Consider the following 25,685-nt stretch of genomic DNA (forward strand, 5'->3'; position numbering starts at 1 on the left):
CCGCCGCTCAGCCGGCGTAAACCTCGCGGTAGATGGCGGCGATCTCTTCCTCGTCGGGGACCTTCGGGTTGTTGCCCGGCGACCCGCTGGCCAGTGCCTGCTTGGCCATGGTCGGGATCACCTCGGCGTAGCGTTCGGCGTCGATGCCGTAATCCGCCGGGGTGGGAACCTCCAGTTCCTCGTTGAGGCTGCGCAGGGCGTCCAGCAGGTGGTTCACCGCCAGTTGGTCGCCCACGCTTTCATCGACCAGCCCCATGAAGCGGGCGCAGTCGGCATAGCGCTTCAGCGCCGCCGGCGCCGAGAAGGCCGTGACCGCCGGCAGCAGCATGGCGTTGGAAAGCCCGTGCGGCACGTGGAAGAAAGCGCCGATGGGTCGGCTCATGCCGTGGACCAACGCCACCGAGGCATTGGAGAAGGCCATGCCGCCCTCCAGCGCGCCCAGCATCATCTGCTCACGCGCCTCGGCGTTGTCCGGTTCGCGGCAGGCCGTGCGAATGTTGGCGTAGATGCGCTCCATGGCCGAGCGGGCAAAGCTGTCGCTGTAGAGGTTGGCCTTGCGGCTGACATAGGCCTCCATGGCGTGGGTCAGGCTGTCGATGCCGGTGTCGGCCGTGGTGCGGAAGGGCACGGTGAAGGTCAGTTCGTGGTCGACGATGGCTGCGGCCGGCAGACAGCCCAGCCCGGTGATCAGCATTTTCTCATCGGTTTCCGTGTCCGTGATGACCGTGAAGCGGGTCACCTCGGAACCGGTGCCGGCCGTGGTGGGAATGCAGACCACCGGCAGGCCGACCTCGTTGACCTGGTGCGGCACCTTGTAGTCGCGCATCTTGCCGCCGCCGCGGTGCAGCACCGACATGGCCTTGGCCGTGTCCATGGGGCTGCCGCCGCCCAGCGCCACCATGCAGTCGTAGTCACCGGCCTTGATCGCTTCGACGCCGGTCTCGATCACCGTATCGGTGGGGTCGGGTACGGTATCCGAGAAAAGCCCGTGGCTGAGGCCGGCTGCATCGAGGATGGAGGTCAGCTCTTCCACCTTGCCCAGCTTGACCATCAGGGGGTCGCTGACCACCAGCGGCTTCGACAGGCCCAGCGCTTGCAGCACTGCGGTGGTCTGTTTGATGGCGCCGCCGCCGATCACGATCTGGCGCGGGGTCAGAATGGTGGAAACCATCGGCTTCTCCCTTGAGCTTGCCTTTTCTTTGCTTCCCCCCGTCTTATCCTGCCAGCCTTTCCGAGGCACGAGAAAATAGGGCTGGGCCAATCACCGTGCGTTCCGCTTTTCCCTTCGCCGCCCTGCAGGCCGCGGTCTTCCTGGCGCTTGGCCTGTATCTGCCCTTCTGGCCGCTCTGGCTGGCGGAGAAGGGCCTTTCGGCCGAGCGTATCGGGCTGCTGCTCGCACTGGCCGCCTGGATTCGCATCGCAGCAACGCCGGCGGTGGGGCAGGCGGCGGATCGCTGGCGCTACGGGGCGCTGCTGCTGCCGCTGCTGGCCGTTGCGGCGGCCGCTGGCTATGGCGGCTTTCTCTTCGCCGAGGGTTTCCTGATCCTGCTGGTGCTGCAGGCGCTGACCTTCACCGCCTTCACGCCGCTCATTCCGCTGGCCGACAGCCGGACCCTGGCCGCCGGCCGTCGCTACGGCTTCGATTACGGCCGGGTGCGGCTCTGGGGTTCGCTCGCCTTCATCCTGGGCTCGACCGGAGGCGGCTGGTTGCTGGGGATCGTCGGCCTGGCCATGCTGCCCTGGCTTTTGATCGCCGTCATGCTGCTGGTGGCGATTGCCGGCAGCAGCCTGCCGAGCCCGCCGCAGCGCGAGGCCTCCGCCCCCGGCGGCTTCGGCCGCCTGCTGCGCGACCGGCGCTTCCTGGCCATCATCCTGGCCAGCGCGTTGCTGCAGTCCAGCCACGCGCTGCTTTACGGTTTCGCCAGCCTGCATTGGCGCGCCGCCGGCCTGGGCGAGACCTTCATCGGCTGGCTCTGGACTCTGGGGGTGCTGGCCGAGATTGCGCTCTTTGCCGCCGCGCCCTGGTGCCTGGGGCGCCTGGGGGCGCGCGGGCTTCTGCTCTTGGCGGCTGCGGGCGGGCTGCTGCGCTGGCCGCTGCTGGCTGTCACCACCGACCCCCTGCTGCTCCTGCCGGCCCAGGCTTTGCATGGTCTGACCTTCGGCGCGGCGCATCTGGGCGTCATGCACCTGATCGGCCGGCACACGCCGCCAAGTCTTGCGGCAACGGCCCAGACCCTCAATGCGGCGCTGACCGGAGGCCTGGCCATGGGCGGCATGCTCTATGCGGCCGGCTGGCTCTATGAGGGTTTCGGCGGTCTAAGCTTTCTCGCCATGACCCTGCTCAGTCTCGCCGGCGGGGCGGTCTCCTGGATCGCCTTTCGTGAGGCGCCACGCTGAACGCGGAAAGGTTGCCACGATCCCGGCAGCAGGTCATAAATCGCCTATGAGCCCCACACACGACTTCCCCACTCTCACCGTCGTTTCGCATCCGCTGGTGCAGCACAAGCTGACCCTGATGCGCGACAAGAACACCCAGCCGATCCACTTCCGCCAGCTCCTCAAGGAGATCGCGATGCTGATCGGCTATGAGGTTACGCGCGACCTGCCGCTGAGCAGCCAGCCGATTGAAACGCCTGTGGCACCGATGAATGCGCCGGTGCTGGCCGAGCCGATCACCATCGTCTCGATTCTGCGCGCCGGGCTGGGCATGGCCGATGGCCTGCGCGAACTGATCCCCTCCGCCCGCGAGGGGCACATCGGTCTCTGGCGCGACCCGGAAACCAAGCAGCCGCACGAATACTTCATCAAGCTGCCCAGCGAAGTGGGCCGCGTGATCTTGGTGGACCCGATGCTGGCGACGGGTGGCTCCGCGGCGCATGCGGTGGATGTGCTGCTCAAGCGGGGCGTGGCACGCGAGGAGATCCGCCTCGTCACCCTCGTCTCGGCGCCGGAGGGCATGAAGACCTTTGCCGCCGCGCATCCCACCGTGCCGGTCTACACCGCAGCCCTCGATGAGAAGCTCGACGACAAGGCCTACATCGTGCCCGGTCTGGGCGACGCCGGCGATCGGATTTTCGGCACGCTCTGAGCCTTCCGGTCGGCCGGTGGGGGCCGTGAAATCCGATCTGGACGCAGCTTGCCGCCTCAATTCATACTCGGCGGCAAGACAACCAAGGCGTTCACTGCGCCGTGCAAGGAGGCACATCCTCATGGTCAAGACCGTTTTCGCGTCCACAGCGCTGGCCACCGCTCTGCTGCTCTCTCCGGCTCTGCAGGCGGCCACCCCGTCCGACGCATTGGTGCAGGCTTCGCGTTTCGACGACATCATCTCGCTGGATCCGGCGGAGATGTACGAGATCTCCACCTTCGAGGTCGCCACCAACGCCTACGACAAGCTGGTGGCCTATGATCTCGACGACACCTCGAAGATCGTGCCGCAACTGGCGGAGTCCTGGGAGGTCAGCGAGGACGGCAAGACCTTCACCTTCACTTTGCGCGACGACGTGGTCTTCCACTCCGGCAACGCCTTCACGGCTGAGGACGTGGTCTATTCCTTCGCGCGCCTTGCCGCCCTGGACACTGGTCCGGCCTTCCTGATCCACGATCTCGGCATCACGCCCGACAACTACGAAGACGTGCTCACCGCCGTCGACGAGCGCACCTTCAAGATGACGCTCAGCGAAGCCTTCGCCCCCTCCTTCGTGCTCAACGTCCTGAGTGGTGGCAACTTCTCCATCGTCGACAGCGGCCTGCTCGAGGAGCATGCGGTCGAAGGGGATTGGGGCAATGGCTGGCTCAAGAACAACACGGCAGGCAGCGGCCCCTTCAGGCTCGACCAGATGGTTCCCAACGACCGCATCGTCATGAGCCGCTTCGAGGACTACTGGGACGGTGCCGCCGAACTGGCGCGCCTCATGTGGCGCCACGTGGAAGAGCCCGCCACCCAGCGCCTGCTGCTGGAGCAGGGCGACGTGGACGTGGCCCGGAACCTGCTGGCCGATCAGCTCGAGCCGCTGCGCGCCGAGGGCACGCTGCAGTTCGTCGAGGCGACGCTGGGCACGCAGCTCTACATGGGCCTCAATGTTTCCCATGAACCGCTGGACGACGTGCGGGTGCGCCAGGCGCTGAAGCACCTGGTGGACTACGAGGGCATGGTCGAGACCTTCATGCGCGACGCCTGGATCGTGAACCAGACCTTCCTGCCCCAGGGCATGCTGGGCCATACCGACAGCGAGCCCTTCTCCTACGACCCCGAGCGGGCGAAGGAACTGCTGGCGGAAGCCGGCTACGAGGATGGCTTCTCGCTGTCGGTGAACGTGGCCACCAACCAGGAACGCATGGACACCGCCCAGGCGGTCCAGGCTTCTTTCGCCAGCGCCGGAATCGAGCTCGAGATCCTGCCCAGCGACTCCCGTACGGCGCTCACCACCTATCGCGCCCGCGAGCACGACATCTATCTCGGCACCTGGGGCATCGATTACTTCGACCCCAACACCAACGCAGTCTTCGTCGCCAACGAGGACAACAGCCCGGAGGCCGCCAGCAATCCACTGACCTGGCGAAATGCCTGGCAGGACGAGGAACTGACCGCGCGGGTCAGGGACCTGGCGCTGGAGCGTGACGAAGGCGCTCGTGGCGAGGGCTATCAGGCGCTGATCGAGGAATGGCAGGAGGTCTCGCCCTTCATCATGCTGTTCCAGCAGGTCGCCATCGCCGCGGTGCGGCCCGAGGTCGAGGGCTTCCGCCTGGCGCCCACCAATGACGGCAACCGTCATCACCGCGTCACCAAGGAGTGATGGCGGCGGTCTGCAGTCGGGAGGCCGCTGACCGCTCGGGGGCCGCGCCATGACGGAGCGGAGTCTTGCCGCGCCCCCACGTTTGCTGGGCACGCGACTGACGCGGCGCATCCGCTCCGTGGGCGGCCTGCTGGCTTCCCTCGCGCTGACCTTCCTCGGCCTGTTGTGCATCACCTTCGTGATCGGCCGGATCATCCCCATCGATCCGGCCCTGGCCATCGTTGGCGACCGGGCGCCGGCGCACGTCTATGAGCGGGTGCGCGAGGAGCTGGGCCTCAACCTGCCGCTCTGGCAGCAGTTCTTCATCTACGTCGGCCAGGTGCTGCGCGGCGACTTTGGCACCTCGGTGCTGACCGGCCGTCCGGTGCTGGAGGACATTGCTCGGGTCTTCCCCGCCACCCTGGAACTCGCCACGCTGGGCATCCTGATCGGCGTGCTCTTCGGCGTGCCCATGGGAGTGGTGGCGGCGGTGCATCGCGACCGCTGGCCCGACCAACTGGTGCGCGTCATCGGACTGGTCGGCTATTCGGTGCCGATCTTCTGGCTCGGACTGGTCGGGCTGCTGGTGTTCTATGCCAAGCTCGGATGGGTCGGGGGCAGCGGGCGCCTCGACTTCTTCCACGAGGGTATCGCGCCCACCGTGACCGGCGTGATCCTCTTCGATGCGGCGATCGCCGGGGAGTGGGACGTCTTCCGCAACGCGCTGCATCACATCGTGCTGCCGGCGGCTCTGCTGGGCTATTTCTCGCTCGCCTACATCAGCCGCATGACGCGCAGCCTGATGCTGGAACAGCTCAATCAGGAGTACATCACCACCGCTCGGGTGAAGGGGGTCAGCGAGGCGCGGGTGATCTGGGTCCATGCCCTGCGCAACATCCTGGTGCCGCTGATCACCGTGGTCGCACTCTCCTACGCCAGCCTGCTGGAGGGTTCGGTGCTGACCGAGACGGTCTTTGCCTGGCCCGGGCTGGGCCGCTATCTCACCAACGCGCTGCTGGCGGCCGACATGGCTGCGGTGCTGGGTGCGACCATCGTCGTCGGACTGGTCTTCGTCGGCGTCAATCTCCTGAGCGACCTGCTCTACCGGCTGGTGGACCCGCGCGCACGATGAGCGAAACCCTCTCCACCGCAGGCTGGCGCGCCTGGCTGCTCTCCGAGCGGCCGCAATCGGCCTTGCAGGCGCGCCTCGGCCAGGCCTGGCTGTCCTGGAACGCCTTCCAGCGCAATCGCCTGGCGATGCTGGGGCTTGCCCTGATCCTGCTGCTGGTACTGGTGGCGGCCTTTGCGCCCTGGATCAGTCCCTATGAACCCAACGTGCAGAACCTGCGCCTGCGACTGCAGCCGCCCGGCGCGGCGCACTGGCTGGGCACGGACGAGCTGGGTCGGGACATCCTCAGCCGCATCATCCACGGCGCGCGCATCACGCTCTACATCGTCTCGCTGGTGGTGGTGATTGCCGCTCCCATCGGCCTGCTGGTGGGCACTGTGGCCGGCTACTTTGGCGGCTGGGTCGACGCAGTGCTGATGCGTTTGACCGACATCTTCCTGGCCTTCCCCCGGTTGATTCTCGCCCTTGCCTTCGTGGCGGCGCTGGGGCCGGGCATCGACAATGCGGTGATCGCCATCGCCATCACCGCCTGGCCGGCCTATGCCCGCGTGGCGCGGGCGGAAACGCTCACGCTGCGGCGCTCCGACTTCATCGCCGCGGTCCGTATTCAGGGCGCGGGAGCCTTCCGGATCATCGGGCGACACGTCATGCCGCTCTGCCTGCCCTCGGTGATCGTGCGGGTGACCCTGGACATGGCGGGCATCATCCTCACCGCGGCCGGGCTGGGCTTCCTTGGCCTCGGCGCCCAGCCCCCGGCGCCGGAGTGGGGCGCTATGATCTCTACCGGGCGCGCCTATCTGCTGGACCAGTGGTGGGTGGCGACGATCCCCGGACTTGCCATCTGCCTCGTTAGCCTCGGCTTCAATCTCCTGGGCGACGGTCTGCGCGACCTGCTCGATCCCAAGCGGCGGGGTGGGTGATGGCGGCGCTGCTCGACGTCGACAATCTGCAGGTCGCCTTTCGCGGGCCGCGCGGCGAGGTGCCGGCGGTGCGCGGTGTCTCCTTCTCGCTGGGGCGGGAGAAGCTGGGGATCGTCGGCGAATCGGGTTCGGGCAAGTCCACCATCGGCCGCGCCATCCTGCGCCTGCTGCCGGACAGCGCCCGGGTCACCGCCGACAGGCTGGCGTTCGAAGGGCAGGATCTCCTTGGCCTTTCGCCGCGGGTGCTGCGAAACCTGCGCGGGCGTCACATCACCATGGTGATGCAGGACCCGCGCTACTCGCTCAACCCGGTGCTGCCAGTGGGCGATCAGATCGCCGAGACCTTGCGGGTGCACAGCGCCGGCGGCCGCGGCCGGGAGCTCTATCGCAAGGTGCTGGACATCCTGGAGGCGGTGCAGATCCGCGACCCGGAACGGGTCTACCGCGCCTATCCGCATGAGCTGTCCGGCGGCATGGGTCAGCGGGCAATGATCGCCATGATGCTGATCGCCGATCCTCGGCTTCTGATCGCCGACGAGCCGACCTCGGCGCTGGACGTCACGGTCAGGCGGCAGATTCTCGCCATCCTGGATGATCTGGTCAGCCGCCGGGGCATGGGGCTGATCCTGATCAGCCACGACCTCAACCTCGTGGCCGGCTTCTGCGACCGGGTGCTGATCCTCTACGCCGGCCGGGTGGTGGAGGAAATCGAGGCCCGCAATCTTCACGCCTGCCGCCATCCCTACAGCCGCGGACTGCTCGCCTCCTTGCCGCGACTCGAACAGCCAGTGAGCGAGCTCGCCACGCTGGAGCGTGATCCCGCCTGGCTCGACGGCCCTGTCTATCGCTTCGGCGAGGAGGTGCTCCGGTGAGCGCCTCTCCCATGATCGAGGTGGACGACCTGGCCGTCCACTTCGGCGAAGGGCGCGACAGCGTGCGCGCCGTCGACGGCGTCAGCTTCCTGGTGAACGAAGGCGAGAGCTACGGGCTGGTCGGCGAATCGGGCAGCGGCAAGTCCACCGTGCTGCGTGTGCTCTGCGGCCTGCAGCAGCAGTGGCAGGGGCGGGCGGACCTTGCCGGCGCGCCCTTGCCCAAACGCCCGCGCCGCGACTTTTTCCGCCGGGTGCAGATGGTCTTTCAGGACCCCTATGGCTCCCTGCATCCGCGCTTCACCATCGATGCGACCTTGAGCGAGCCGCTGGCAATCCACGGCATCGGGGAGCGGCGGGAGCGGGTGCGGCGCGCGCTGGAGGCTGTGGGCCTCGACCCGGCCTTCCGCTTCCGCTTTCCCCATCAGCTTTCCGGCGGTCAGCGGCAGCGGGTGGCCATTGCCCGGGCCCTGATCCTGGAGCCGCGGGTGCTGCTGCTGGATGAGCCGACCTCGGCCCTGGATGTCTCGGTGCAGGCGGAAATCCTGAACCTCCTGGCACGGCTGCGGCGCGAGCGCGGGCTGACCTACCTGCTGGTCAGCCACGACCTGGCGGTGGTGGCGCATCTCTGCAGCCGCATTGCGGTGATGCAGGGCGGGCGACTGGTGGAGCAGCTTTCTGTCGAGGATCTGCGCAGCGGCAATGCTGCCACCGACTACACCCGCGACCTGATCGCCGCCAGCAGCGGCGAGATCATCGCGCAATCCGCCGAAGAGGCCTGACAGCGGGCGAGTGCAAGCGGTAAGCTGAAGCCACGGAGTCGCGCAGGGAGGTACGGATGCCGCATCGAAAGACAGTTTGGGCAGGCTGTGCCCTCGCACTCGCCGCCACACTGCCATGGGGCGGAGCGGCGCTGGCGGGCCTCGGCAGCGAGCAGATGGGTCAGGTGGAAATGGGGCGCGAACTGGCGCAGGCCCATTGCTCCGGCTGTCACGCTGTCGAGGAGCAGGACAGCAGCCCCTTGCCGAAAGCACCGGCCTTTCGTGATTTGCATCACCGCTATCCCGTGGCCCATCTGGCCGAGTCCCTGGCCGAAGGCATCGCCGTCGGCCACCCCGCCATGCCCGAGTTCGTCCTTGAGCCGGGCGAGGTCGAGGCTTTCATCCGCTATCTGGAAAGCCTGGAAGAGTGAGCCGAGGCGCTGCCGTGCTTTCTTCTGTCATTTGGGGCCCCTAACCAGACAAGGCCCAAACCGCTGTCACTGCGAGCGACCAGCGGGAGCGCGGCAGTCCAGGGCCACAGGCTGCAGCCCTGGATCGCCGCGTCGGCTTCGCCTCCTCGCGATGACGGGGTTTGGAGAGCGGTTCCTCGCAGCTCGGTCACCGCATAGCGGGGTCAGCGGCGTGCAATGACCGGTTCGCGCCAGCGCCATCTTGCCCCTTGCGAGCGACTCCCATCCGGGGTTAGAAGCAACTTAACCATAATTTTAGGGAACGGGGCATGGCAGACCTGACGGGGCAGGCGCGCCTCTTTGCCGACTACTGGCAGAGGTTGCCGAAACGCGATGGCATTGCGGATCGCAAGGACTTCGATGTGTCGCAGCTGCGCGGCATCATCCAGTCGCTGGTGATCCTCCAACTGGAAAGCCCCGAGGTCGTGCGCTTCCGTCTGGCGGGTACCGAGGAGGTGCGTCGCTATGGCTATGAGGTAACCGGCGGCAACTACCTCGATTTCGTGCCCGAATGGCGCCGGCCGGCGGTGGTGCAGTGTTTCCGACTGATGCTGAACTGGCCCTGCGGCATGCGCGTCGTCGTCCGTTCCCAGACTCGCGGCGGCATTGCCTTGCATAATCAGGCCGTGGGTTTTCCTTTTCGCGGCCGCGATGGTCGTGTCGACCAGTTGATCTTTCAGAGCACCGATCTCGACCGCACCTTGACCGACAACGCGAGCAACCTGATCGAAGTTCACGAAGGCGTGGTCGAGCGTGACTTCCTCGATCTGGGCCATGGCCTGCCGCCTGAACCGCAGCAGCCCGGCGACATCGCCGCCTGGCAGGCCTCAGAAGCAACCAGACAGCGGCGAGCAGTCGGGCGCGTGTCCGATGCCGAAGCCGGCCGCCGTCTGCAAAGCTTCCTCGTAGACTCCCCCGTGGCGAAATAGGTCCGATCGCCGCACCTGGCTGTGCTCCAGTCCCGGGTCGTTGCACATCCCCCGATGCCGTCTTAAGCAGAAGGGGAGGAACGGCAGTACGGGCAGCGGATGAGCGGTCGGGACGCAAGGGCGGCGCAGGCGAGTGCAGGGGGCATTGCTGCCAGGAAGATCAGTCGGGAACGCACCGCCCGCTTTGCCCTGCTGGCTGCCATACCCAACCTCCTTGCGGTTGTGGTTGCGGTCCTGCTTTCCAATTCCATATCGCTGGTTGCTGACCTGCTGCTCAGCCTGCTGGATTTCGCCACGGTTCTGGTCGTCTGGTGGGTGGCGCGCCTGGCCCTGCAAAGCCGCGGCGCGCGACTCGAGTTTGGCGTCGGCAAGATCGAAAGCCTGACAAGTGCTGCCGTGGGGGGCTTCATGCTGGTCTCCCTCTTCGTGGTGGTGGCCCTCGCTTTGGGGCGCATGCAAGGCGGCGAGACGGAACTGCAGGGCAGCGGCGTCGCCATCGGCATCCTGGCCAATGCGGTCTCGGGCGCGATTAATTTCTGGCTGTTGCTGCGCTACTGGCGTCAGGCGCGCAGCGACGAGAGCCCGGTGGTGCGCTCCCAGATCGTGCTCTTCATCGACAAGCTGACCTCGAATCTGGTGATGCTCTTGGCCTTGGCGGGCGCACTGCTTTTCTCCGGCACCGCCGTCGGTCCCTACATCGATCCGGTCGCCAGCCTGATCATCGCGCTCTCTATGGGGTTCTGGGCCCTGCAGATCCTGCGCCGGGCCTTGAGTGAGTTGCTGGACGCGGCCTGCGGCGAGGAGGTGCAGATGCCGGTCACCCAGGCCCTGGCGCAGCATTTCGACGACTACGACGGCCTCGGCCCGCTGCGCACCCGGCGGGCCGGCGCCGACGTCTTCATCGAGATCGAGCTGGAGTTTCGGCCCGAGCGTACCATGGCCGAGGTGGAACGATTGCGAAGCGCACTCACCGCCCAGATCCGACAGGCCGTTCCCAACGCCCGCGTCACCCTGCTGCCGCGTCTGGCCGGCGTTACGACAGAGTTCTGAAAACCACGTCAGCCGCCCTGCTTGAGCGCGTGGCTGATGACTTTGCGCATGACGCTGGGCAGGGCCTGCTTGTCCAGTTCGTCGGGCTCGGCCCAGAGGCTGCCAGAGGCTGGGGTGGCGCTCGATTCGACGCGCGCGGCCCAGACCTCCAGTTCCAGATGGAAGTGCGTGAAGGTGTGGCGCACCTGGCCGGGCAGTGCGCGCCAATCGGCAGGGAAGGGAGCCTGGGGCAGCGCCTCGGCTTCGCTCCAGTGATCGCCGCGCCACTCGGTGGAGGGCACCTCCATCATGCCGCCCAACAGCCCCTTTTCCGGTCGCCGGCGCAGCAACAGCCGTCCCTGCGCGTCGATGGTCCAGAAGGCGATGCCGCGGCGGGTCGGCTTGGCGGCCTTGGGCGCGCGGGCCGGCAACTCCCTCTCGCGGTTCACGGCGTAGGCGGCACAGTCCTCTGCCAAGGGACAGAGCAGGCATTTGGGGCGTCCCGGCAGGCACAGCGTGGCGCCCAGGTCCATCATCGCCTGGGCGAAGTCTCCCGGCCGCTGCGGGGCAACCAGCGTGGCGGCGGCGTCGCGGATCTCGGTCTTTGCGGCCGGCAAGGGCGTTTCGATGGCAAAGAGCCGGGCGATGACCCGCTCCCAATTGCCGTCGACGGGGGCGGCGGGCCGGTCGAAGGCAATGGCGGCGACGGCGGCTGCGGTGTAGGCGCCGATGCCCGGCAGCGCCTGCAAGGCAGCCTCTTCCTGCGGGAAGCGGCCCCCATGCTCTGCGACCAGGCTTTGGGCGCACTTGTGCAGGTTGCGCGCCCGGGCGTAGTAGCCCAGCCCCGCCCAGGCGGTCAGCACCTCGTCCAGCGGCGCCGCCGCAAGATCCTCGACCTGCGGCCAGCGTGCCAGGAAGGCTTCGAAGTAGGGCGCGGCCGCGACCACCGTGGTCTGCTGCAGCATGATTTCCGACAGCCAGACATGGTAGGGATCGGCCACCTCTCCCGGCAGCGCGCGCCAGGGAAGGCGCCGGGCATGGCGATCGTACCACTGCAGCAACCGATGGCGCAGGGCTGCAGGATCGGGCTGCGGCACTTCGCTGCTTGCGCGGGCGGTCGTTATGGACTCTTCCATGGCCGGGGACCATCTTGGAAGGCGTCATGAACCGCAACACTCTTATTCTTCGCCTCCTGGTACTGGGCGGTGCGGCCATTGCCCTGGCAGTGCTGGTGGCCGGCCTGCTGCTGCCCTTCCAGCAGAAGGGTGATCAAGGCGAGGCACTGTTGCTCAGCGAGGCCGAACTGGAGTCGCGCTTGAGCGAGGCCGGCTATGCGGTGGCCGAGCTCCGGCGCGAAGGAGGGATGTTCCAGGTGCGCCTGGAGGACGGCCGCCAGATCTGGGTGGACGGCGTAAGCGGGCAGGAGTTCGCCGTGCCGGAAAGCCGAGGATCGGCGCTGCAGAACAGTCAGGTGCGCAGCCTGCTGCGCGACGCTGGCTACTCGGAGATCACGGGGTTGCAGTGGCGCCGCGGCGCCTTTGAGGCCGAGGCCGAGGATGCCGAGGGGCAGCGCTGGCGCCTGCGCCTGGACACCTACAGTGGCGACATCCTGGAGCGCGAGGCGCTATGAGCGGTGGCCGGCAGGGCGATGATAGGCAAGACAGGGGTGGCCAGGGTAGGGATGGCCAGGGTACGGAGGGGCAGAGCAGGGACCGGCGTGCGCGCGGCCCCAGTGCGCTTGCCCGCTTCGTTCCCCGCCTGACCCGGCCGGCCCTGCGGGGCTTCGCCAAGGCGGAAGCATCGCTGCTGCTGGACTGGGAGGCCATCGTCGGACCGGAGGTCGCCGCCTACACCCAGCCGCTCAAGCTGGCGTTCCCCACCCGCGAAGAGAAGCGCAATGCGACCCTGCATCTGCGGGTTGATCCCGCCATGGCGCTCGACCTGCAGCACAGTGGCGATCTGTTGGCCGAGCGGGTCAACATGTACTTCGGCTACGCCCTGGTGGCGCGGCTGCGACTGAAGCAGGGTCCGGTGCGCCGCAAGGCAGCACGCCCGCCGCTTCAGGTTCCGGCACCGCTGCCGCCGGCGCGGGCCGCCGGGCTCAACCGACGACTCTCGGCGATTGACGATCCGGGGCTGCGTGAGGCACTGGAGCGGCTCGGCACGGCGGTCGGGAGCAAAGGCGGGAAGTGAGGCGTCGCCACATTTCCGCCCCGCTGGGCTGTCATGGCTTTTCCCGGGCCCGTCCGAAAGGCTTGAGGAGCGCGTCGGCTCCCCCTAGTATTCACAAGATATGGTAGGTGAAAGATGAATCGCAGGCAGATACTGAAGGGCCTTCCCGCCGTGGCGGTGCTGCCGCCGATGTTGGGCGGGCTGATCCGACCGGCGGCGGCGCAGGATGTGGCCCTGCGCGAGGGAGATCGGGTGCTGGGCGAGTCGGAAGCGCCGGTGACCATCATCGAATACTCCTCGCTCACCTGCCCGCACTGTGCGCGCTTTCACCGGGAAATCCTGCCGGAAGTGAAGTCGGAGTGGATCGAGGAGGGACGGGCCAAGCTGGCCTATCGCCACTTCCCGCTCGATGGTCTGGCGCTGCGGGCGGCGATGGTGGCCAATGCCATGCCCACTGATCGGGCGTTCTTCGCTTTCATCGAGGTGCTCTTCGAAACCCAGGCGCAGTGGTCGCAGGCTCAGGATCCGCTGGAGGCGCTTGCCCGCCATGCGCAGCTTGCCGGCCTCAGCCAGGAGCGCTTCAACGCCGCGGTGGAGGACGAGCCCGGCATGAACGCCATCCTTGAGGGCTTCGTGGAAGCCCGTGACGAGTTCGGAGTCAATTCGACGCCGACCTTCTTCGCCAACGGTGAGAAGGTCGAGGGCGTCGGCGATTACGAGAGTTTCGCGCGGGTCCTGGACGCGGCCTGAGGACGAGGGCGAGCGGATCCTCGACCGGCCCATCCTGGTGGCTGCGCTTCATTAGCCGCAGGGGACCGAGTCGTCGGTGGTTCAGTTCGTCAAACTTCGCCTCTCGGGCTTCAAATCCTTTGTCGAGCCGACCGAACTTCTGATCGAGCCGGGGACGACGGCAATCGTCGGTCCCAATGGTTGCGGCAAGTCCAATCTCGTCGAAGCGCTGCGCTGGGTGATGGGGGAAACCTCGGCCAAGCGTTTGCGCGGCGGCGAGATGGAGGACGTGATCTTCGGCGGCACGGCCACGCGACCGGCGCGTTCCCTGGCGGAAGTCACAATCACCCTCGACAATGCGGACCGCCTGGCCCCGGTGGCCTTTAACGATCAGGACCTCCTGGAAATCTCCCGGCGCATCGAGCGTGATCGCGGCTCCCTCTACCGCATCAACGGCCGGGAGGTGCGGGCGCGCGACGTCCAGCTTCTCTTCGCCGATGCTGCCAGCGGGGCGCAATCCACCGCCATCGTCAGCCAGGGGCGCGTCGGCGCGTTGATCAACGCGCGTCCGGGTGACCGGCGGCATCTGCTCGAGGAAGCGGCCGGCATCACCGGCCTGCACTCGCGCCGCCACGAGGCCGAACTGCGTTTGCGCGCTGCCGAGACCAATCTGGAGCGGCTGGAGGACGTGATCGGCACGCTGGAGGGTCAACTGGCCCAGCTCCGGCGACAGGCGCGTCAAGCCACCCGCTATCGCAACGTCGCCCAGGCCCTGCGTCGCCAGGAGGCGCTGCTGCTCTATCTCGACATGCTCGAGGGGCGCGAAGCGGAAAAGCGCGCAGCGGCGGCGCTGCAGGAGGCCGAGCGGGTGGTCGCCGGCTTCACGACGCGCGCGGCCGAAGCGGCGCGCGTTGCCCAGGAGGCGCAGGAAGCGCTTGCGCCCTTGCGACAGCGTGATGCGGAGGCTGCCGCTGCCCTCCAGCGCGTCACGCTGGAACGCGAATCGCTGCGCCGGGAAGCAAAGCAGGTGGCCGAGGCGCGCAGTGCGGCGGAGCAGCGCCTGCAGCAGCTCAGCGGCGACCTGGCCCGCGCCCAGGCGCTCAGCCGCGATGCCGAAGAAGCGCTCAAGCGCCTGGAAGCGGAGCGTCAGCAGCTGGAGGCGGCGGTGACCACCGAGGCCGGGGAGCGTGAAGCGGCGGAGTCGCAGCGCGATGCCCGGGCTCTGGCGGCGGCAGAGGAGGAAGAGGCGCTGGCCGCCCTGTCCCAGCAGCTTGCTGCCAACGAGGCGCGCCGGACAGCGCTTGCCAGGCGCGGGCAGGAACTGCGCGACGGCCTGGCCCGCCTGGAGCGTCGCAAAAGCGAGGCGGGCGCCGAGCTGGCGAAGTTGCAGGCCGATCGGAGCGACCGTACGGCCTTGCCGCAGGCCCGGGCCGCCCTGGAAACCGCGCAGCAGGAGCAGGAGACGCAGAGGCATGCGGTCGAGGCCGCCGAAGCCGCCTTGGCGACTCTGAGCGAGCGCCAGGGCGAACGCCGCGCCGCCCTGCGCGCGGCGGAAGAGGAAGTCACTCGCCTGGACGCCGAACGCAAGGCCATAGCCGCCTTTCTCGATCGCGGCGAAGGTTCGGCGCACCCAGCGCTGCTGGATTCGCTGAGCGTCGCGCCGGGTTGGGAAGCGGCCCTGGCGGCGGCCCTGGGCGAGGATCTGGAAGCGCCCTTGGCGGAAGAGGCGCCGCTGCACTGGCGGGCGCTCGCCCCTTACGAGGACATAGCGCCCCTGCCGTCCGGCTGCCGCTGCATGGCGGAACTGGTGCAAGCACCGACGGCGCTGCAGCGGCGACTGCAGCAGATCGGCGTGCTCGAAGACGATGCGCCCGCGGCCGACCTGCAGGAGGCGCTGCTGCCGGGGCAAAGGCTGGTGAGCCGCGATGGTGGACTCTGGCGCTGGGACGGATTCACCGCAGCGGCCGGCGCGCCGACTGCAGCGGCACAGCGCCTGGAGCAGCGCAATCGCCTGAGTGAACTGGACGCACTGCGCGGCGAGGCCGAGGCGCGCCGGCAAGCGGCGGCTGCAGCCTGGGAGGAGCTGCAACAGGAGGTGCAGGCGGCAGATACGGCGGAGAAGCAGGCCCGCGAGGCGCAGCGCCAGGCCTTCGCCCGGGTCTCCGAGGCCCAGACCCAGGCCGCCCGCCTGGAACAGCGCGCGGCCGCCGAGGCCTCGCGCCTGGCCGCGCTGGAAGAGCAGGCGGCCAATCTCGAAAGCGATCGGCAGGACAACGCGCGCAGCCTGGCGGAGGTGGAGGCCGAAATCGCGGCCCTGCCGGATACGGCTGCAACGCGCGCCGAGGTCGCCGACCGCAAGGCCAGACTGAGCGAGCGCCGCAGCGCTCTGGCCGAGGCGGAGTCGGATCTACGTCGCCTCCTGCGCGAGAGCGAAGCCCGCGCGGAACGCCTGGAGGCCATCGCCCGGGAGAAGGTCTCCTGGGACAAGCGGCTGTCGGAGGGCGCGGCCCATGGCCGCGATCTGGAGGCGCGCGGTGCTGCAGCCGAATCGGAACTGACGGCCCTGGCCCAGCGGCCGGCAGAGATCGCGGCGCAGGAAGCGGCCCTGGAGCAGCAGATCGAAACCAGCGAGTCCGCCCGGCGTGCCGCGGCGGCCGAACTGGCGGAAGCAGAGTCGGGTCAGTCCGAGGCGACGCGGGCGGCGCGGGAGATGGAGCAGCACCTGGCCGAGGCCCGGGAAACCCGGGTGCGGGCGGAAGCCGGTGTCGCTCAGGCCGCCCAGACCATGGGGACGCTGGCGGAGCGGGTGCTCGAGAAGTTCCAGGTCGGTATGAGCGAGCTGGGAGGTTTGGCCGAGATCATGCCGGATCAGCCGCTGCCCGAGCGCGGAGAGGTGCAGCGCCAACTCGAGCGCCTGCAGCAGGAGCGCGAGCGGATCGGACCGGTTAATCTGCGCGCGGAGCAGGAAGCCGAAGAGCTGGCCGAGCGCATCGACGCCATGACCCGGGAGCGCGAGGACTTGGTTGCCGCCATCGCCCGGCTGCGCCAGGGCATCGCCGGACTCAACCGCGAGGGCCGGCAGCGCCTGCTCGAGGCCTTCGAGAAGGTGGATGCCCGCTTCTCGGAGCTCTTCGTGCGCCTTTTCGGCGGCGGCCATGCGCATCTCAAGCTGACCGAGGCCGAGGATCCGCTGGCGGCGGGGCTGGAGATCATGGCCAGTCCGCCGGGCAAGAAACTGCAGGTGCTCTCGCTGCTCTCGGGTGGGGAGCAGGCCCTGACGGCGCTTGCATTGCTGTTCGCCGTTTTCCTGGTCAACCCGGCGCCGGTCTGTGTCCTGGACGAGGTGGATGCGCCGCTGGACGATTCCAACGTGGATCGTTTCTGCGATCTCGTGGAGGAACTGGCGGCGGCGCTTTCGACCCGCTTCCTGATCGTCACCCACCATCGCCTGACCATGGCGCGGGTTGACCGTTTGTTCGGTGTCACCATGGCCGAACGGGGTATCAGTCAGCTCGTTTCGGTCGACCTGGAGGGTGCCACAGCCCTGCGCGAAACGGCCTAGAATCTTGCTTTTCTGCCGCTTTACGCGCTGCACCATTCGGCCTTGACGCGATAGGGGGCCCTCCGTAAGGTTCGCCCGCCTTCCGGCGCTGACGAGTTGGAGGCGGGGGTCGGGTGTTGCCGTTTGTCGGTGGCCGTTCCGTTAGGAGCGTCAAGGTCATGTCCAAGCCCGAAAAGCCGTCTCCCTTCGAAGCGCTCGATGCCAAGCTGAAGGCTGCCCAGGCCCGGCGGCCGCGTCAGAGACAGCGCGGCGACAGCGGTCGGGGTGGTGTGCCCAGCGGCATCGGCGTGGGCATGCGGATGGCGACAGAGATTGTCGCGGCCGTAGGCGTTGGGGTAGGAGTGGGTCTGGTTCTGGATTCCTGGCTGGGCACCAAGCCCTGGCTGATGATCCTCTTCCTGATCCTGGGGTGCGCGGCGGCGTTCATGAACGTGATCCGCACGGGCCGGGAACTGGAACGCCAGGCCAAGGAACGCAAGGAGAAGACCCGGCATGATGCCGGGTCATGACTGACGAGGGGTTAGAGCGGACGTGGCACAGGGCGCGCAAGACGGCAGTTTTCCGGTCGATCCCCTGCACCAGTTCGAGATTCAGCGGCTGGTGACGGTGAATATCGGCGGTCTCGATCTCTCTTTCACCAATTCCGCGCTGTGGATGGTGATCTCGGTGGCGGCGATCACTGCCTTCATGATGATGGCGACCCGCGGGCGTTCGCTCGTGCCGGGGCGCCTGCAGTCCTGTGCCGAGATCCTCTACGAAATGATCGCTGGCATGGTGCGCCAGAACGTGGGCAGCGAAGGCCGGGTCTACTTCCCCTTCATCTTCTCGCTGTTCCTCTTCGTGCTCTTCGGCAACCTGCTGGGCATGATCCCCACGTCCTTCACCTTCACCAGCCATCTGGTGGTGACCTTCTTCATGGCGATGGTGATCTTCCTCGCCGTGACCGTCATTGGCTTTGTGCGCCACGGGGCCGGCTATCTGCGCCTTTTCTTCCCGCACGGCGCGCCGCTGTGGACGGCAGTTATTCTGGTGCCGATCGAGATCATCTCCTATCTCTCGCGCCCGATCAGCCTGTCGATGCGTCTCTTCGCCAACATGATGGCCGGGCACATCCTGCTGAAGGTCTTTGCCGGCTTTACCCTGCTGATGGGCATTGCGGGCGTGGTGCCGCTGGCGGCTCTGGTGGGCATCACCGCCCTGGAGTTCCTGGTTGCGGTGCTGCAGGCCTACATCTTCACCATTCTGACCTGCGTCTATCTGCACGACGCAATCCACCTTCACTAAGCGAGGGCAGGTTCGCCTTCGTTCCCAACCATCGGTTCTTCATCAACTCGACGACCAAACCTCAGGAGCGGAAAAATGGAGCTCGAAGCTGCGAAGATGATCGGTGCCGGCCTGGCCACCCTCGGCATGATCGGTGCCGGCGTGGGTGTCGGTAACGTCTGGTCCAACTACTTTGCGGCCATTGCCCGCAACCCGGCGGCGAAGGACGAGATCGGCGCAAACATCTGGATCGGCTTTGCCGTGACGGAAGCCATCGCGATTTTCTCGCTGGTTGTCGCCCTCCTCGTTCTCTTCGGCTGAGTCAGGTCGAGCGGTGCGGTTCGGGCTTGCCGATCGTAAGCCCGACCGCCGCTTTTCCGCCAGAACGCCGAAACTTTACGAGGCGGTGACCAGGGAAATGGCGCGCATAACGACCATAACGCTGGCGGTCGCTGCCGTGGCACTCGCCACCGGGCCGGCCGGCGCCGCGGAAGGTGGGCTGCCGCAGCTCACCCAGTCCGACACCTATGTCAGCCAGATCTTCTGGCTGATCGTCACCTTTGCCGCGCTCTACTACATCATGTCCAAGAAGGTGCTGCCGCGCCTGGGACAGGTGGTGGAAGGGCGCCGCGAGAAGATCGACGACGACCTTGGCCGGGCCGAACGGCTGCGCGCTGAGGCGGAAGAGGTGATGCAGGCCTACGAGAAGGCGCTGGGAACAGCGCGCGGCGAGGCCGGTGCGATCCTCAAGGCCACCAGCGACGAGATCAAGGCTGACACCGCACAACGGCTCGATGTCGTGGCGCGTGAGCAGGCCGAACGCAATCGTCGCGAAGAGGCCGAGATTGAGGAAGCCATGGCGCGGGCAACAGGTGACCTCGCCGGCATGGCCACGGGCGCAGCCCAGGCCGTGACACAGAAACTCATCGACGTGACGCCGGCCGAAAGCGCTGCGCGTGCTGCCGTCGATGACGTGATGGAGGGTCGCCGCTGATGTTCGGTAGCGAATACTTCTGGATCACGGTGTCCCTCATCATCTTCCTGATCATTGCAGTGAGGATGGGTCTGACACCGACGCTGGCGAAGCTGGACGCCCGTTCCGAGCGGATTCGCAAGGAACTGGAAGAAGCCCAGGCCCTGCGGGAAGAGGCGCAGAAGATGCTGGCCGACCACAAGCGTCGCCAGCGCGAAGCCCTCAAGGATGCCGAGGAGATCGTCGAAGCGGCGCGCTCTGAAGCCAAGTCCCTGCGCGACGCCGCCGAGCACGACATCGAGGGAACCATTCGCCGGCGTGAACAGCTGGCGATGGACAAGATTGCCCAGGCGCGCAAGAACGCCGAAGCGCAGCTGCGTCAGCAGGCAGCCGAATTGGCGGTTGCTGCGGCTGGCCGGTTGATTGCCAGCAACCTCGACGAATCGCGCCAGACAGCGCTGACCGACAGCTCTATCAGCGAGGTCGGCCGCAAGCTGAACTGACTTTATCGGCACGGTCTTTGGAGAAAGGCACCACCCGCCCAGGGTTTGGTGCCTTTTTCATTTCCGGCTCCGGCCAGGCGACAGCCTGTGTCACTGGCGCGGTGGCTGCGCGCCGTCGCCGACCAGGGCCTGAACCACCGCCAGGACAGCCAGCGCCGCGGTCTCGGCACGCAGGATGCGCGGACCCAGCGAGACGGGCGTGACCACCGGGCTTTGCAGCAGCATCTCGCGCTCCTCCGGCGTGAAGCCGCCTTCCGGCCCGACCAGAAGGCCCAGGGGCGGGGAGATGCTCTTCAGCGCGGTCGGCAGGGCGGAACCGCTGCCGCCCTCGTCGGCCAGCAATAAGGGGCGCTCGGCCGGCCATCGCGCCAGAATCTCAGTGAGGGAGCAGGGCGCTTCCACAAGAGGCAGGTTCAAGCGCTCGCACTGTTCGGCTGCCTCGCGTGCGTTGGCCTGCAGGCGCTCGCAGTTCACGCGGTCGACCACCGTGCGGCGCGTCATGACCGGCAGCAGCCGCGTCGCACCCAGCTCGCTTGCCTTTTCAGCCAGCCAGTCGATCCTCGACGACTTGATCGGCGCGAAGGCCAGCCAGATGTCCGGTTCCGTCGTTTGCGCCCGGGTCTGCCGCTCCAGCTGCAGCTTGCCGCGCTTCTTGTCCAGTTCTTCGATGACGGCCAGCCATTCCCCATCGCGGCTATTGAACAGCAGGACCGCCGCACCCGCATCCAGACGCAGCACCGTCTTGAGGAGGTGCGCCTGGGGCTTCGAGAGAAGGATGTCCCTTCCTTCGCTCAGATCGTCTTCGATATAGAGGCGTGTGGCCGGTTTCACTGCAGTCATGGCCGGCATAGGGCCTCTCGCCCCTTTGTCGGTCAAGTCCCGCTTGAGCCGCGGCGGCGCTGCAGACAGACTGCGGCCCATGAGCAAGACGACACGCCGCCGCGCATTGAGCGATATTCGCGCCGACGACCTGCTGCACGCGCTCTCGCCGCGCCGTGCAGGCCCCTACATTCGATTGGCGCGCCTGGACCGTCCCATCGGCACCTGGCTGCTGCTTTCGCCCTGCCTCTGGGCGATCGCGCTGGCGGAACTGGCCAGCGGCCGCAGCCCGGACCCTGCGCTCTATCTGCTCTTCGCGCTGGGGGCAGTGATCATGCGCGCGGCTGGCTGCACGGTGAACGACATCCTGGACAGGGATTTTGACGGCCGGGTGGCGCGCACCGCCACGCGCCCGATACCCTCGGGCGAGATCTCCGTGCTTCAGGCTGTAATCTTCCTGGCGGCACTGCTCGGCCTCGGCTTGCTCATTCTTCTGCAGCTGACGCCAACAGCGATCTGGCTCGGGGTGGCTTCTCTGGCGCTCGTCTTCCCCTATCCCCTGATGAAGCGCATCACCTGGTGGCCCCAGGCCTGGCTGGGTCTTACCTTCAACTGGGGTGCGCTGATGGGCTGGGCGGCGGTGACCGATTCCCTGGCCTGGCCCGCGCTGCTGCTCTATGCCGGCGGCTTCTTCTGGACCCTGGGCTACGACACGATCTACGCCCATCAGGACAAGGACGACGACGCGCTGATTGGCGTTAAGTCGAGTGCGCTCTGGCTGGAAGAGCGGACCCGGCCCTGGACGGCTGCCTTCTACCTCATGGCGCTGACATTCTTCACCGCCGCCTGCTGGCTCGCGGGTGCGCCCTGGCCGGCCTATCTCGGACTCGCAGCGGTGGCGGCACACTTTGCTTGGCAGGTCGGCAGCCTGGACATCGACGACCCGGCCAACTGCCTGCTGCGCTTTCGCAGCAACCGCTTCGTCGGCTGGCTGTTCCTGGCAGGGCTTCTGGCCGCCTCACCGGTCCTCGGGGCGTGACGAAGGACGCGGCGGCTTTCGTCCGACGCAATACACTGCCCGAGCGCCCGGCGCTCGTCCCCGAGATCGCCCTGTATCTGGCCAGCGAAGCTCTGCCACTGTGGCAGGCCAGCGAGGATGAACTGGAACGCATGGGGCTGCCGCCGCCCTACTGGGCCTTTGCCTGGGCCGGTGGCCAAGCGCTCGCGCGCTGGATTCTGGATCATCCGGAGGAAGTGCGCGGCAAGCGGGTGTTCGATTTCGGATCCGGCAGCGGCCTTGTGGCGATCGCAGCGGCGATGGCCGGCGCTTCTGAGGTGACGGCCTGCGACATCGATCCCTTTGCCCTGGCCGCCATCCGCCTAAACGCCGAGCTCAATGGCGTGCAACTCGCGTTGCTCGACCGCGACCCGCTGGATGAGGCGGGTGACTGGGAAATCGTGCTGGCGGGCGACATCTGCTACGAGCAGCCGCTGGCGGAGCAGGCCTTTCGCTGGTTGCAGAGCCTGGCCGCGCGCGGCGCAGCGGTCTACCTGGGCGATCCCCAGCGCACCTACACGCCACGCTCGGGCCTCGCCCGCGTGGCACACTATGCCGTCCCCACCACCAAGGCCATCGAGGACAGCGACCTGCGCAATGCCACGGTCTGGCGCGTGGAACCGGCATAGGCGCCCAACTCACCCGCCCTTGAAGCGCTCGATCTCGCGCCTGTCGCGTTTGGTGGGGCGGCCGCTGCCGGGCTCGCGCTCACCCGCCTTTGCCTTTCGACCACGCGGCAGGGGCACCTGGTCGGCCGTTGGATGGAGATCCTCGTAGCAGGCCTGCGCTTCGCTCGCCGGACCGCGCCGGGCCGGCAGCGCCAGGACCTTGATCACCCGCACGTAGTCGCCCTGGGGAAAGGTGAGTACCTCGCCGACGCGCAGCTTGTAGTGCGGCTTGCTGACGACGCTGCCGGCGATGCGCAGCTGTGCGGATTCCACCAGGGTGCCAGCCACGCTGCGAGTCTTGCAGAAGCGCGCGAAGACCAGCCACTTGTCGAGACGCAGGAAGTCGCCGTCGCCGCTGCTCATCGCGCTATCAGGACCGGGCGCGTTTGAGGGTTTGCAGCACGGCGAAGGGCGAGTCGGACGCCACCTGCCTGTTCTCGCTGGCTGACGGCTTCTTGCGCCGGGGACCTCCGCGCTTCTGTTCCGCAGGGCCGGTCGCCTGAGAGGGGACACGCCGGCGCTGACGGTGAAAGCGCAATTCCTCGTTTTTCTGCTCGCTGCGAAAGCCGAGCGTCGCCAGGGCGGCGCGCAGCAGGTCGCTGTCGCCCTCGACGACTTTGAGCAGCTGGTCGTCCACGGGGAAGCCGGCGTGGCGCTCGGCTTGTGCGAGGCGCCGGTGCGCAGCCTGACCCAGTCGCTCCAGGCGGTCGACGCGCAGGGCCTGGGCCTTGCCGCGGCCGCGCAGGCGCCGGAAGCCGAGCGCCCGGCAGAGGCTTTCGTCGCTGGCCGCGTCGCCCTCCAACACCGGCGGCTCATCCGCAGCGGGCAGGCTTGGCAGCGGCGCGCCCTTGTGCACAGACCAGAGCAGCGCGCGCAGGCGAATGGCCTCCAGTTTGAGCTGGTCGGCGAGATAGAGGCTTTCGGCGCCGATGCGCACCTTCAGCTCGGCGAGCATCCGACGCTCTGCCTTGGTGAGCAGGTCGAGCTGCGCGGTGACGCTGGCACGCGGCAGGCTTCCCAGCGATTCGGCCAACTGAAAGGCGAGACCGCGCGCCGCGCCCTGCAGTGGCGCCTCCTCGAGAGCGTAGAGCGAGCCGATGCGGTTGCGCAGGAAGCGAGTGAGCCAGGCCTCGGTGCGCAGGCGCACGCGCTCGCGCGCCGCGCCGTCAAGAAACTCGCTGTCCTCCACCCTGATCTTCGGGGTGAGCGGCGTTTCGCCGGCGACCAGTTGTCCGATGGGCGCTTCGCGCCAGAGCAGGCGGCCCGTGGAGTCGAGGCGAAAGGCGCCGTCATCGTCCGCCTCCAGCAAGGCGATGCGGTGAGGAATCTCGCTTTGCAGGGCCCGGCGCGTGGCGGCGAGTACGGGGCGGGCATCCTCCTCCCTGATCGTGCGATCCAGGCGGAAGTGGAAGCCCTCCAGCCGGCCCACGTCCTCGCCTTCGACCACCACCTCGCCATTGCGCCGGACCGCAGCCAGCAGGGCCTCGCCGGTCTTCAGCCGGCGGACCAGGGTGGCGGTGCGCCGGTCGACGAAGCGCTGGGTCAGCCGCTCGTGCAGGGCATCCGAGAGCCGGTCCTCGATGGCGCGCGTGTGGTCGCGCCAGCCTCCGGCGTCCTCGAGCCAGTCGCCGCGGTGGGTGATGAAGGTCCAGGTTCGGATCTGGGCGATGCGCGCCACCAGGGCGTCGATGTCGCCGTCGACCCGGTCGATCCGGCCGATCTGCTGCGCCACCCAGTCTTCTGGCAGCCGCTCCGCGCTGCCGCGCAGGTGTCGGAAGATCTGCTTGAGCAGCCGCAGGTGTTGGTCGGTGAGCGACTTCTGGAAGTCCGGAACCTGGCAGACATCCCAGAGCAGCCGTACGCTGCCGGGGTTTGCGGCCATGGCCGCGATGTCCGCATCCTGGGCGAGCGCGGCCAAGGCCTGCTGGTCCTCGGGCGGACGCACCCGGATCAGCGCCGGATCCGGCGAGCGTGCCTCCAGGCTGCGCAGCAGCTCTTGCGGGCTGCGGAACTCCAGGCGGCTGGCGCGCCAATAGAGGGCGGTGAGCGGTTGGAAACGGTGGTCCTCGACCGCCTCGATCAGCTCCTCCGACATGGGGCCGAGTTCCGCCGTGGTGCCGAAGGTGCCGTCGCTCATGTGGCGTCCGGCGCGCCCGGCGATCTGGGCCACCTCCGGTGCCGAGAGGCGGCGCATGCTGTGCCCGTCGAACTTGGATAGGCGCGCGAAGGCGACGTGGTCGAGCCCGAGGTTGAGGCCCATGCCGATGGCGTCGGTGGCCACCAGGTAGTCGACCTCTCCGCTTTCGAACATGGCCACCTGGGCATTGCGGGTACGCGGCGAGAGGGCGCCCAGCACCACCGCGGTGCCGCCGCGTTGCCGTCGCACCAGTTCCGCCATGGCGTAGACCTCGGCTGCCGAGAAGGCGACCACGGCCGAGCGTGGCGGCAAGCGGGTGACCTTGCGGGTGCCGGCATAGCTCAGCTTGGAAAAGCGCGGCCGGGTGATGATCTCCACTCCCGGAACAAGCTTTGTCAGGAGCGGCCGGATGGTGTCGGCACCCAGGAAGAGGGTTTCCTGATGCCCTCGGGCGTGCAGCAGGCGGTCCGTGAAGACGTGCCCGCGCTCCGGATCGGCAGCGAGCTGGATCTCGTCCACGGCAAGGAAGGAGGCCGGGCGGTCCAGCGGCATGGATTCCACGGTGCAGAGGAAATAGCGCGCACTGGGCGGAACGATCTTCTCCTCGCCGGTGATCAGCGCCACCTGGCGAGCGCCCTTCAGCTTCACCACCCGGTCGTAGTTCTCCCGCGCCAGCAGCCGCAGGGGAAAGCCGATGATGCCACTGCTGTGCCCGAGCATGCGCTCGATGGCGAAGTGCGTCTTGCCGGTATTGGTCGGACCGAGGACGGCAACGACCCGGTCGCGAGAGCTGGCCTGCATAGCCGTGAAGATCGTCCGCCAAGGGTGCCGGTGCAAGGGCGGAGCCGGCACCGGTGCGTTATTGGAGACTTGCAGGGCGCGCCGCCTTTGCTCATATCAGTCGCGCCTGCAGGTTTCTG

General features: G+C 67.7%; 26 protein-coding genes. 21 read left to right on the plus strand and 5 right to left on the minus strand.

Translation table 11 applies throughout. The annotated features are described in order from the left end of the window. Nucleotides 1-7: 7 nt before the first annotated feature. Complete coding sequence (locus tag ABZ720_RS04030) at nucleotides 8-1,171, minus strand: iron-containing alcohol dehydrogenase (protein ID WP_366554063.1); 1,164 nt, start codon at nucleotides 1,169-1,171, stop codon at nucleotides 8-10. A gap of 95 nt (nucleotides 1,172-1,266) precedes the next feature. Between ABZ720_RS04030 and ABZ720_RS04035 the strand changes: the two genes are divergently transcribed. From ABZ720_RS04035 to ABZ720_RS04080, 10 genes are all read left to right on the plus strand, one after another. Further along, entirely contained in the window at nucleotides 1,267-2,397 is a 1,131-nt protein-coding gene (locus ABZ720_RS04035) for an MFS transporter (RefSeq protein ID WP_366554065.1), read from the plus strand. A 46-nt stretch (nucleotides 2,398-2,443) separates the two neighbouring features. Further along, the gene (upp, locus tag ABZ720_RS04040; RefSeq protein WP_366554067.1) at nucleotides 2,444-3,088 is read left to right on the plus strand and encodes a uracil phosphoribosyltransferase; all 645 of its coding nucleotides are present in this window, start codon (nucleotides 2,444-2,446) and stop codon (nucleotides 3,086-3,088) included. Between the two features lie 121 nt (nucleotides 3,089-3,209). Beyond that, complete coding sequence (locus tag ABZ720_RS04045; RefSeq protein WP_366554069.1) at nucleotides 3,210-4,796, plus strand: ABC transporter substrate-binding protein; 1,587 nt, start codon at nucleotides 3,210-3,212, stop codon at nucleotides 4,794-4,796. Between the two features lie 49 nt (nucleotides 4,797-4,845). After that, nucleotides 4,846-5,907 carry an ABC transporter permease gene (locus ABZ720_RS04050; protein WP_366554070.1) on the plus strand — a complete coding sequence of 354 codons (1,062 nt, stop codon included), beginning with the start codon at nucleotides 4,846-4,848 and terminating at the stop codon, nucleotides 5,905-5,907. Further along, on the plus strand, nucleotides 5,904-6,824 hold the full coding sequence (gene nikC / locus ABZ720_RS04055; protein ID WP_366554072.1) for a nickel transporter permease: 921 nt from the start codon (nucleotides 5,904-5,906) through the stop codon (nucleotides 6,822-6,824). Before ABZ720_RS04050 ends, nikC begins: the two co-directional genes overlap by 4 nt. Continuing rightward, the gene (locus tag ABZ720_RS04060; protein ID WP_366554074.1) at nucleotides 6,824-7,696 is read left to right on the plus strand and encodes an ABC transporter ATP-binding protein; all 873 of its coding nucleotides are present in this window, start codon (nucleotides 6,824-6,826) and stop codon (nucleotides 7,694-7,696) included. The genes nikC and ABZ720_RS04060 overlap by 1 nt, the downstream gene beginning before the upstream one ends. 11 nt (nucleotides 7,697-7,707) lie before the next feature. Next, nucleotides 7,708-8,475: an ABC transporter ATP-binding protein gene (locus ABZ720_RS04065; RefSeq protein WP_366554428.1), complete on the plus strand. Its 768-nt coding sequence runs from the start codon at nucleotides 7,708-7,710 to the stop codon at nucleotides 8,473-8,475. A 56-nt stretch (nucleotides 8,476-8,531) separates the two neighbouring features. After that, the gene (locus ABZ720_RS04070; RefSeq protein WP_366554076.1) at nucleotides 8,532-8,885 is read left to right on the plus strand and encodes a c-type cytochrome; all 354 of its coding nucleotides are present in this window, start codon (nucleotides 8,532-8,534) and stop codon (nucleotides 8,883-8,885) included. 308 nt (nucleotides 8,886-9,193) lie between these two features. Next, nucleotides 9,194-9,853 carry a PAS domain-containing protein gene (locus ABZ720_RS04075; RefSeq protein WP_366554078.1) on the plus strand — a complete coding sequence of 220 codons (660 nt, stop codon included), beginning with the start codon at nucleotides 9,194-9,196 and terminating at the stop codon, nucleotides 9,851-9,853. Between the two features lie 99 nt (nucleotides 9,854-9,952). Next, nucleotides 9,953-10,903 carry a cation diffusion facilitator family transporter gene (locus ABZ720_RS04080; protein ID WP_366554080.1) on the plus strand — a complete coding sequence of 317 codons (951 nt, stop codon included), beginning with the start codon at nucleotides 9,953-9,955 and terminating at the stop codon, nucleotides 10,901-10,903. Between the two features lie 8 nt (nucleotides 10,904-10,911). Here the strand turns inward: ABZ720_RS04080 and mutY are convergent, their stop codons facing one another. Beyond that, nucleotides 10,912-12,018, minus strand: coding sequence for an A/G-specific adenine glycosylase (mutY, locus tag ABZ720_RS04085; protein ID WP_366554082.1), 1,107 nt, complete (start codon nucleotides 12,016-12,018; stop codon nucleotides 10,912-10,914). Nucleotides 12,019-12,044: 26 nt separating this feature from the next. Between mutY and ABZ720_RS04090 the strand changes: the two genes are divergently transcribed. From ABZ720_RS04090 to ABZ720_RS04130, 9 genes are all read left to right on the plus strand, one after another. Beyond that, on the plus strand, nucleotides 12,045-12,512 hold the full coding sequence (locus ABZ720_RS04090; RefSeq protein WP_366554084.1) for a hypothetical protein: 468 nt from the start codon (nucleotides 12,045-12,047) through the stop codon (nucleotides 12,510-12,512). Next, nucleotides 12,509-13,075 (plus strand): DUF721 domain-containing protein, encoded by a 567-nt coding sequence (locus tag ABZ720_RS04095; protein ID WP_366554086.1) that lies wholly within the window; start codon nucleotides 12,509-12,511, stop codon nucleotides 13,073-13,075. Before ABZ720_RS04090 ends, ABZ720_RS04095 begins: the two co-directional genes overlap by 4 nt. A gap of 114 nt (nucleotides 13,076-13,189) precedes the next feature. Then, nucleotides 13,190-13,804: a DsbA family protein gene (locus ABZ720_RS04100; protein WP_366554088.1), complete on the plus strand. Its 615-nt coding sequence runs from the start codon at nucleotides 13,190-13,192 to the stop codon at nucleotides 13,802-13,804. A gap of 76 nt (nucleotides 13,805-13,880) precedes the next feature. Beyond that, on the plus strand, nucleotides 13,881-17,345 hold the full coding sequence (gene smc, locus ABZ720_RS04105; RefSeq protein ID WP_366554090.1) for a chromosome segregation protein SMC: 3,465 nt from the start codon (nucleotides 13,881-13,883) through the stop codon (nucleotides 17,343-17,345). A 158-nt stretch (nucleotides 17,346-17,503) separates the two neighbouring features. Beyond that, nucleotides 17,504-17,854 (plus strand): AtpZ/AtpI family protein, encoded by a 351-nt coding sequence (locus ABZ720_RS04110; RefSeq protein WP_366554092.1) that lies wholly within the window; start codon nucleotides 17,504-17,506, stop codon nucleotides 17,852-17,854. Nucleotides 17,855-17,876: 22 nt separating this feature from the next. Then, complete coding sequence (locus ABZ720_RS04115) at nucleotides 17,877-18,629, plus strand: F0F1 ATP synthase subunit A (RefSeq protein WP_366554094.1); 753 nt, start codon at nucleotides 17,877-17,879, stop codon at nucleotides 18,627-18,629. Between the two features lie 75 nt (nucleotides 18,630-18,704). Beyond that, nucleotides 18,705-18,929, plus strand: a complete 225-nt coding sequence (locus ABZ720_RS04120) for a F0F1 ATP synthase subunit C (protein ID WP_275823928.1) — start codon at nucleotides 18,705-18,707, stop codon at nucleotides 18,927-18,929. A 97-nt stretch (nucleotides 18,930-19,026) separates the two neighbouring features. Continuing rightward, on the plus strand, nucleotides 19,027-19,602 hold the full coding sequence (locus ABZ720_RS04125) for a F0F1 ATP synthase subunit B family protein (RefSeq protein ID WP_366554096.1): 576 nt from the start codon (nucleotides 19,027-19,029) through the stop codon (nucleotides 19,600-19,602). Further along, nucleotides 19,602-20,084 (plus strand): F0F1 ATP synthase subunit B family protein, encoded by a 483-nt coding sequence (locus ABZ720_RS04130; protein ID WP_366554098.1) that lies wholly within the window; start codon nucleotides 19,602-19,604, stop codon nucleotides 20,082-20,084. Before ABZ720_RS04125 ends, ABZ720_RS04130 begins: the two co-directional genes overlap by 1 nt. Before the next feature lie 90 nt (nucleotides 20,085-20,174). On the opposite strand, the gene ABZ720_RS04135 is transcribed toward ABZ720_RS04130, so the two are convergent. Further along, nucleotides 20,175-20,924: a 16S rRNA (uracil(1498)-N(3))-methyltransferase gene (locus ABZ720_RS04135; RefSeq protein WP_366554100.1), complete on the minus strand. Its 750-nt coding sequence runs from the start codon at nucleotides 20,922-20,924 to the stop codon at nucleotides 20,175-20,177. Between the two features lie 79 nt (nucleotides 20,925-21,003). On the opposite strand from ABZ720_RS04135, the gene ubiA reads away from it, so the two are divergent. Together ubiA and ABZ720_RS04145 are read left to right on the plus strand one after the other, a co-directional pair. Beyond that, entirely contained in the window at nucleotides 21,004-21,942 is a 939-nt protein-coding gene (gene ubiA, locus ABZ720_RS04140) for a 4-hydroxybenzoate octaprenyltransferase (protein WP_366554102.1), read from the plus strand. Next, nucleotides 21,939-22,589: a class I SAM-dependent methyltransferase gene (locus tag ABZ720_RS04145; protein ID WP_366554104.1), complete on the plus strand. Its 651-nt coding sequence runs from the start codon at nucleotides 21,939-21,941 to the stop codon at nucleotides 22,587-22,589. Before ubiA ends, ABZ720_RS04145 begins: the two co-directional genes overlap by 4 nt. 9 nt (nucleotides 22,590-22,598) lie before the next feature. Here ABZ720_RS04145 and ABZ720_RS04150 read toward each other — a convergent pair whose 3' ends face one another. After that, nucleotides 22,599-22,991: an RNA-binding S4 domain-containing protein gene (locus tag ABZ720_RS04150; protein ID WP_366554106.1), complete on the minus strand. Its 393-nt coding sequence runs from the start codon at nucleotides 22,989-22,991 to the stop codon at nucleotides 22,599-22,601. Nucleotides 22,992-22,998: 7 nt separating this feature from the next. Then, entirely contained in the window at nucleotides 22,999-25,566 is a 2,568-nt protein-coding gene (locus ABZ720_RS04155; protein WP_366554108.1) for a helicase-related protein, read from the minus strand. Nucleotides 25,567-25,685: the final 119 nt, after the last annotated feature.

The sequence above is a fragment of the Aquibaculum sediminis genome, from assembly GCF_040712085.1.
GTDB classification, from domain to species: Bacteria; Pseudomonadota; Alphaproteobacteria; order Kiloniellales; family DSM-21159; genus Aquibaculum; species Aquibaculum sediminis.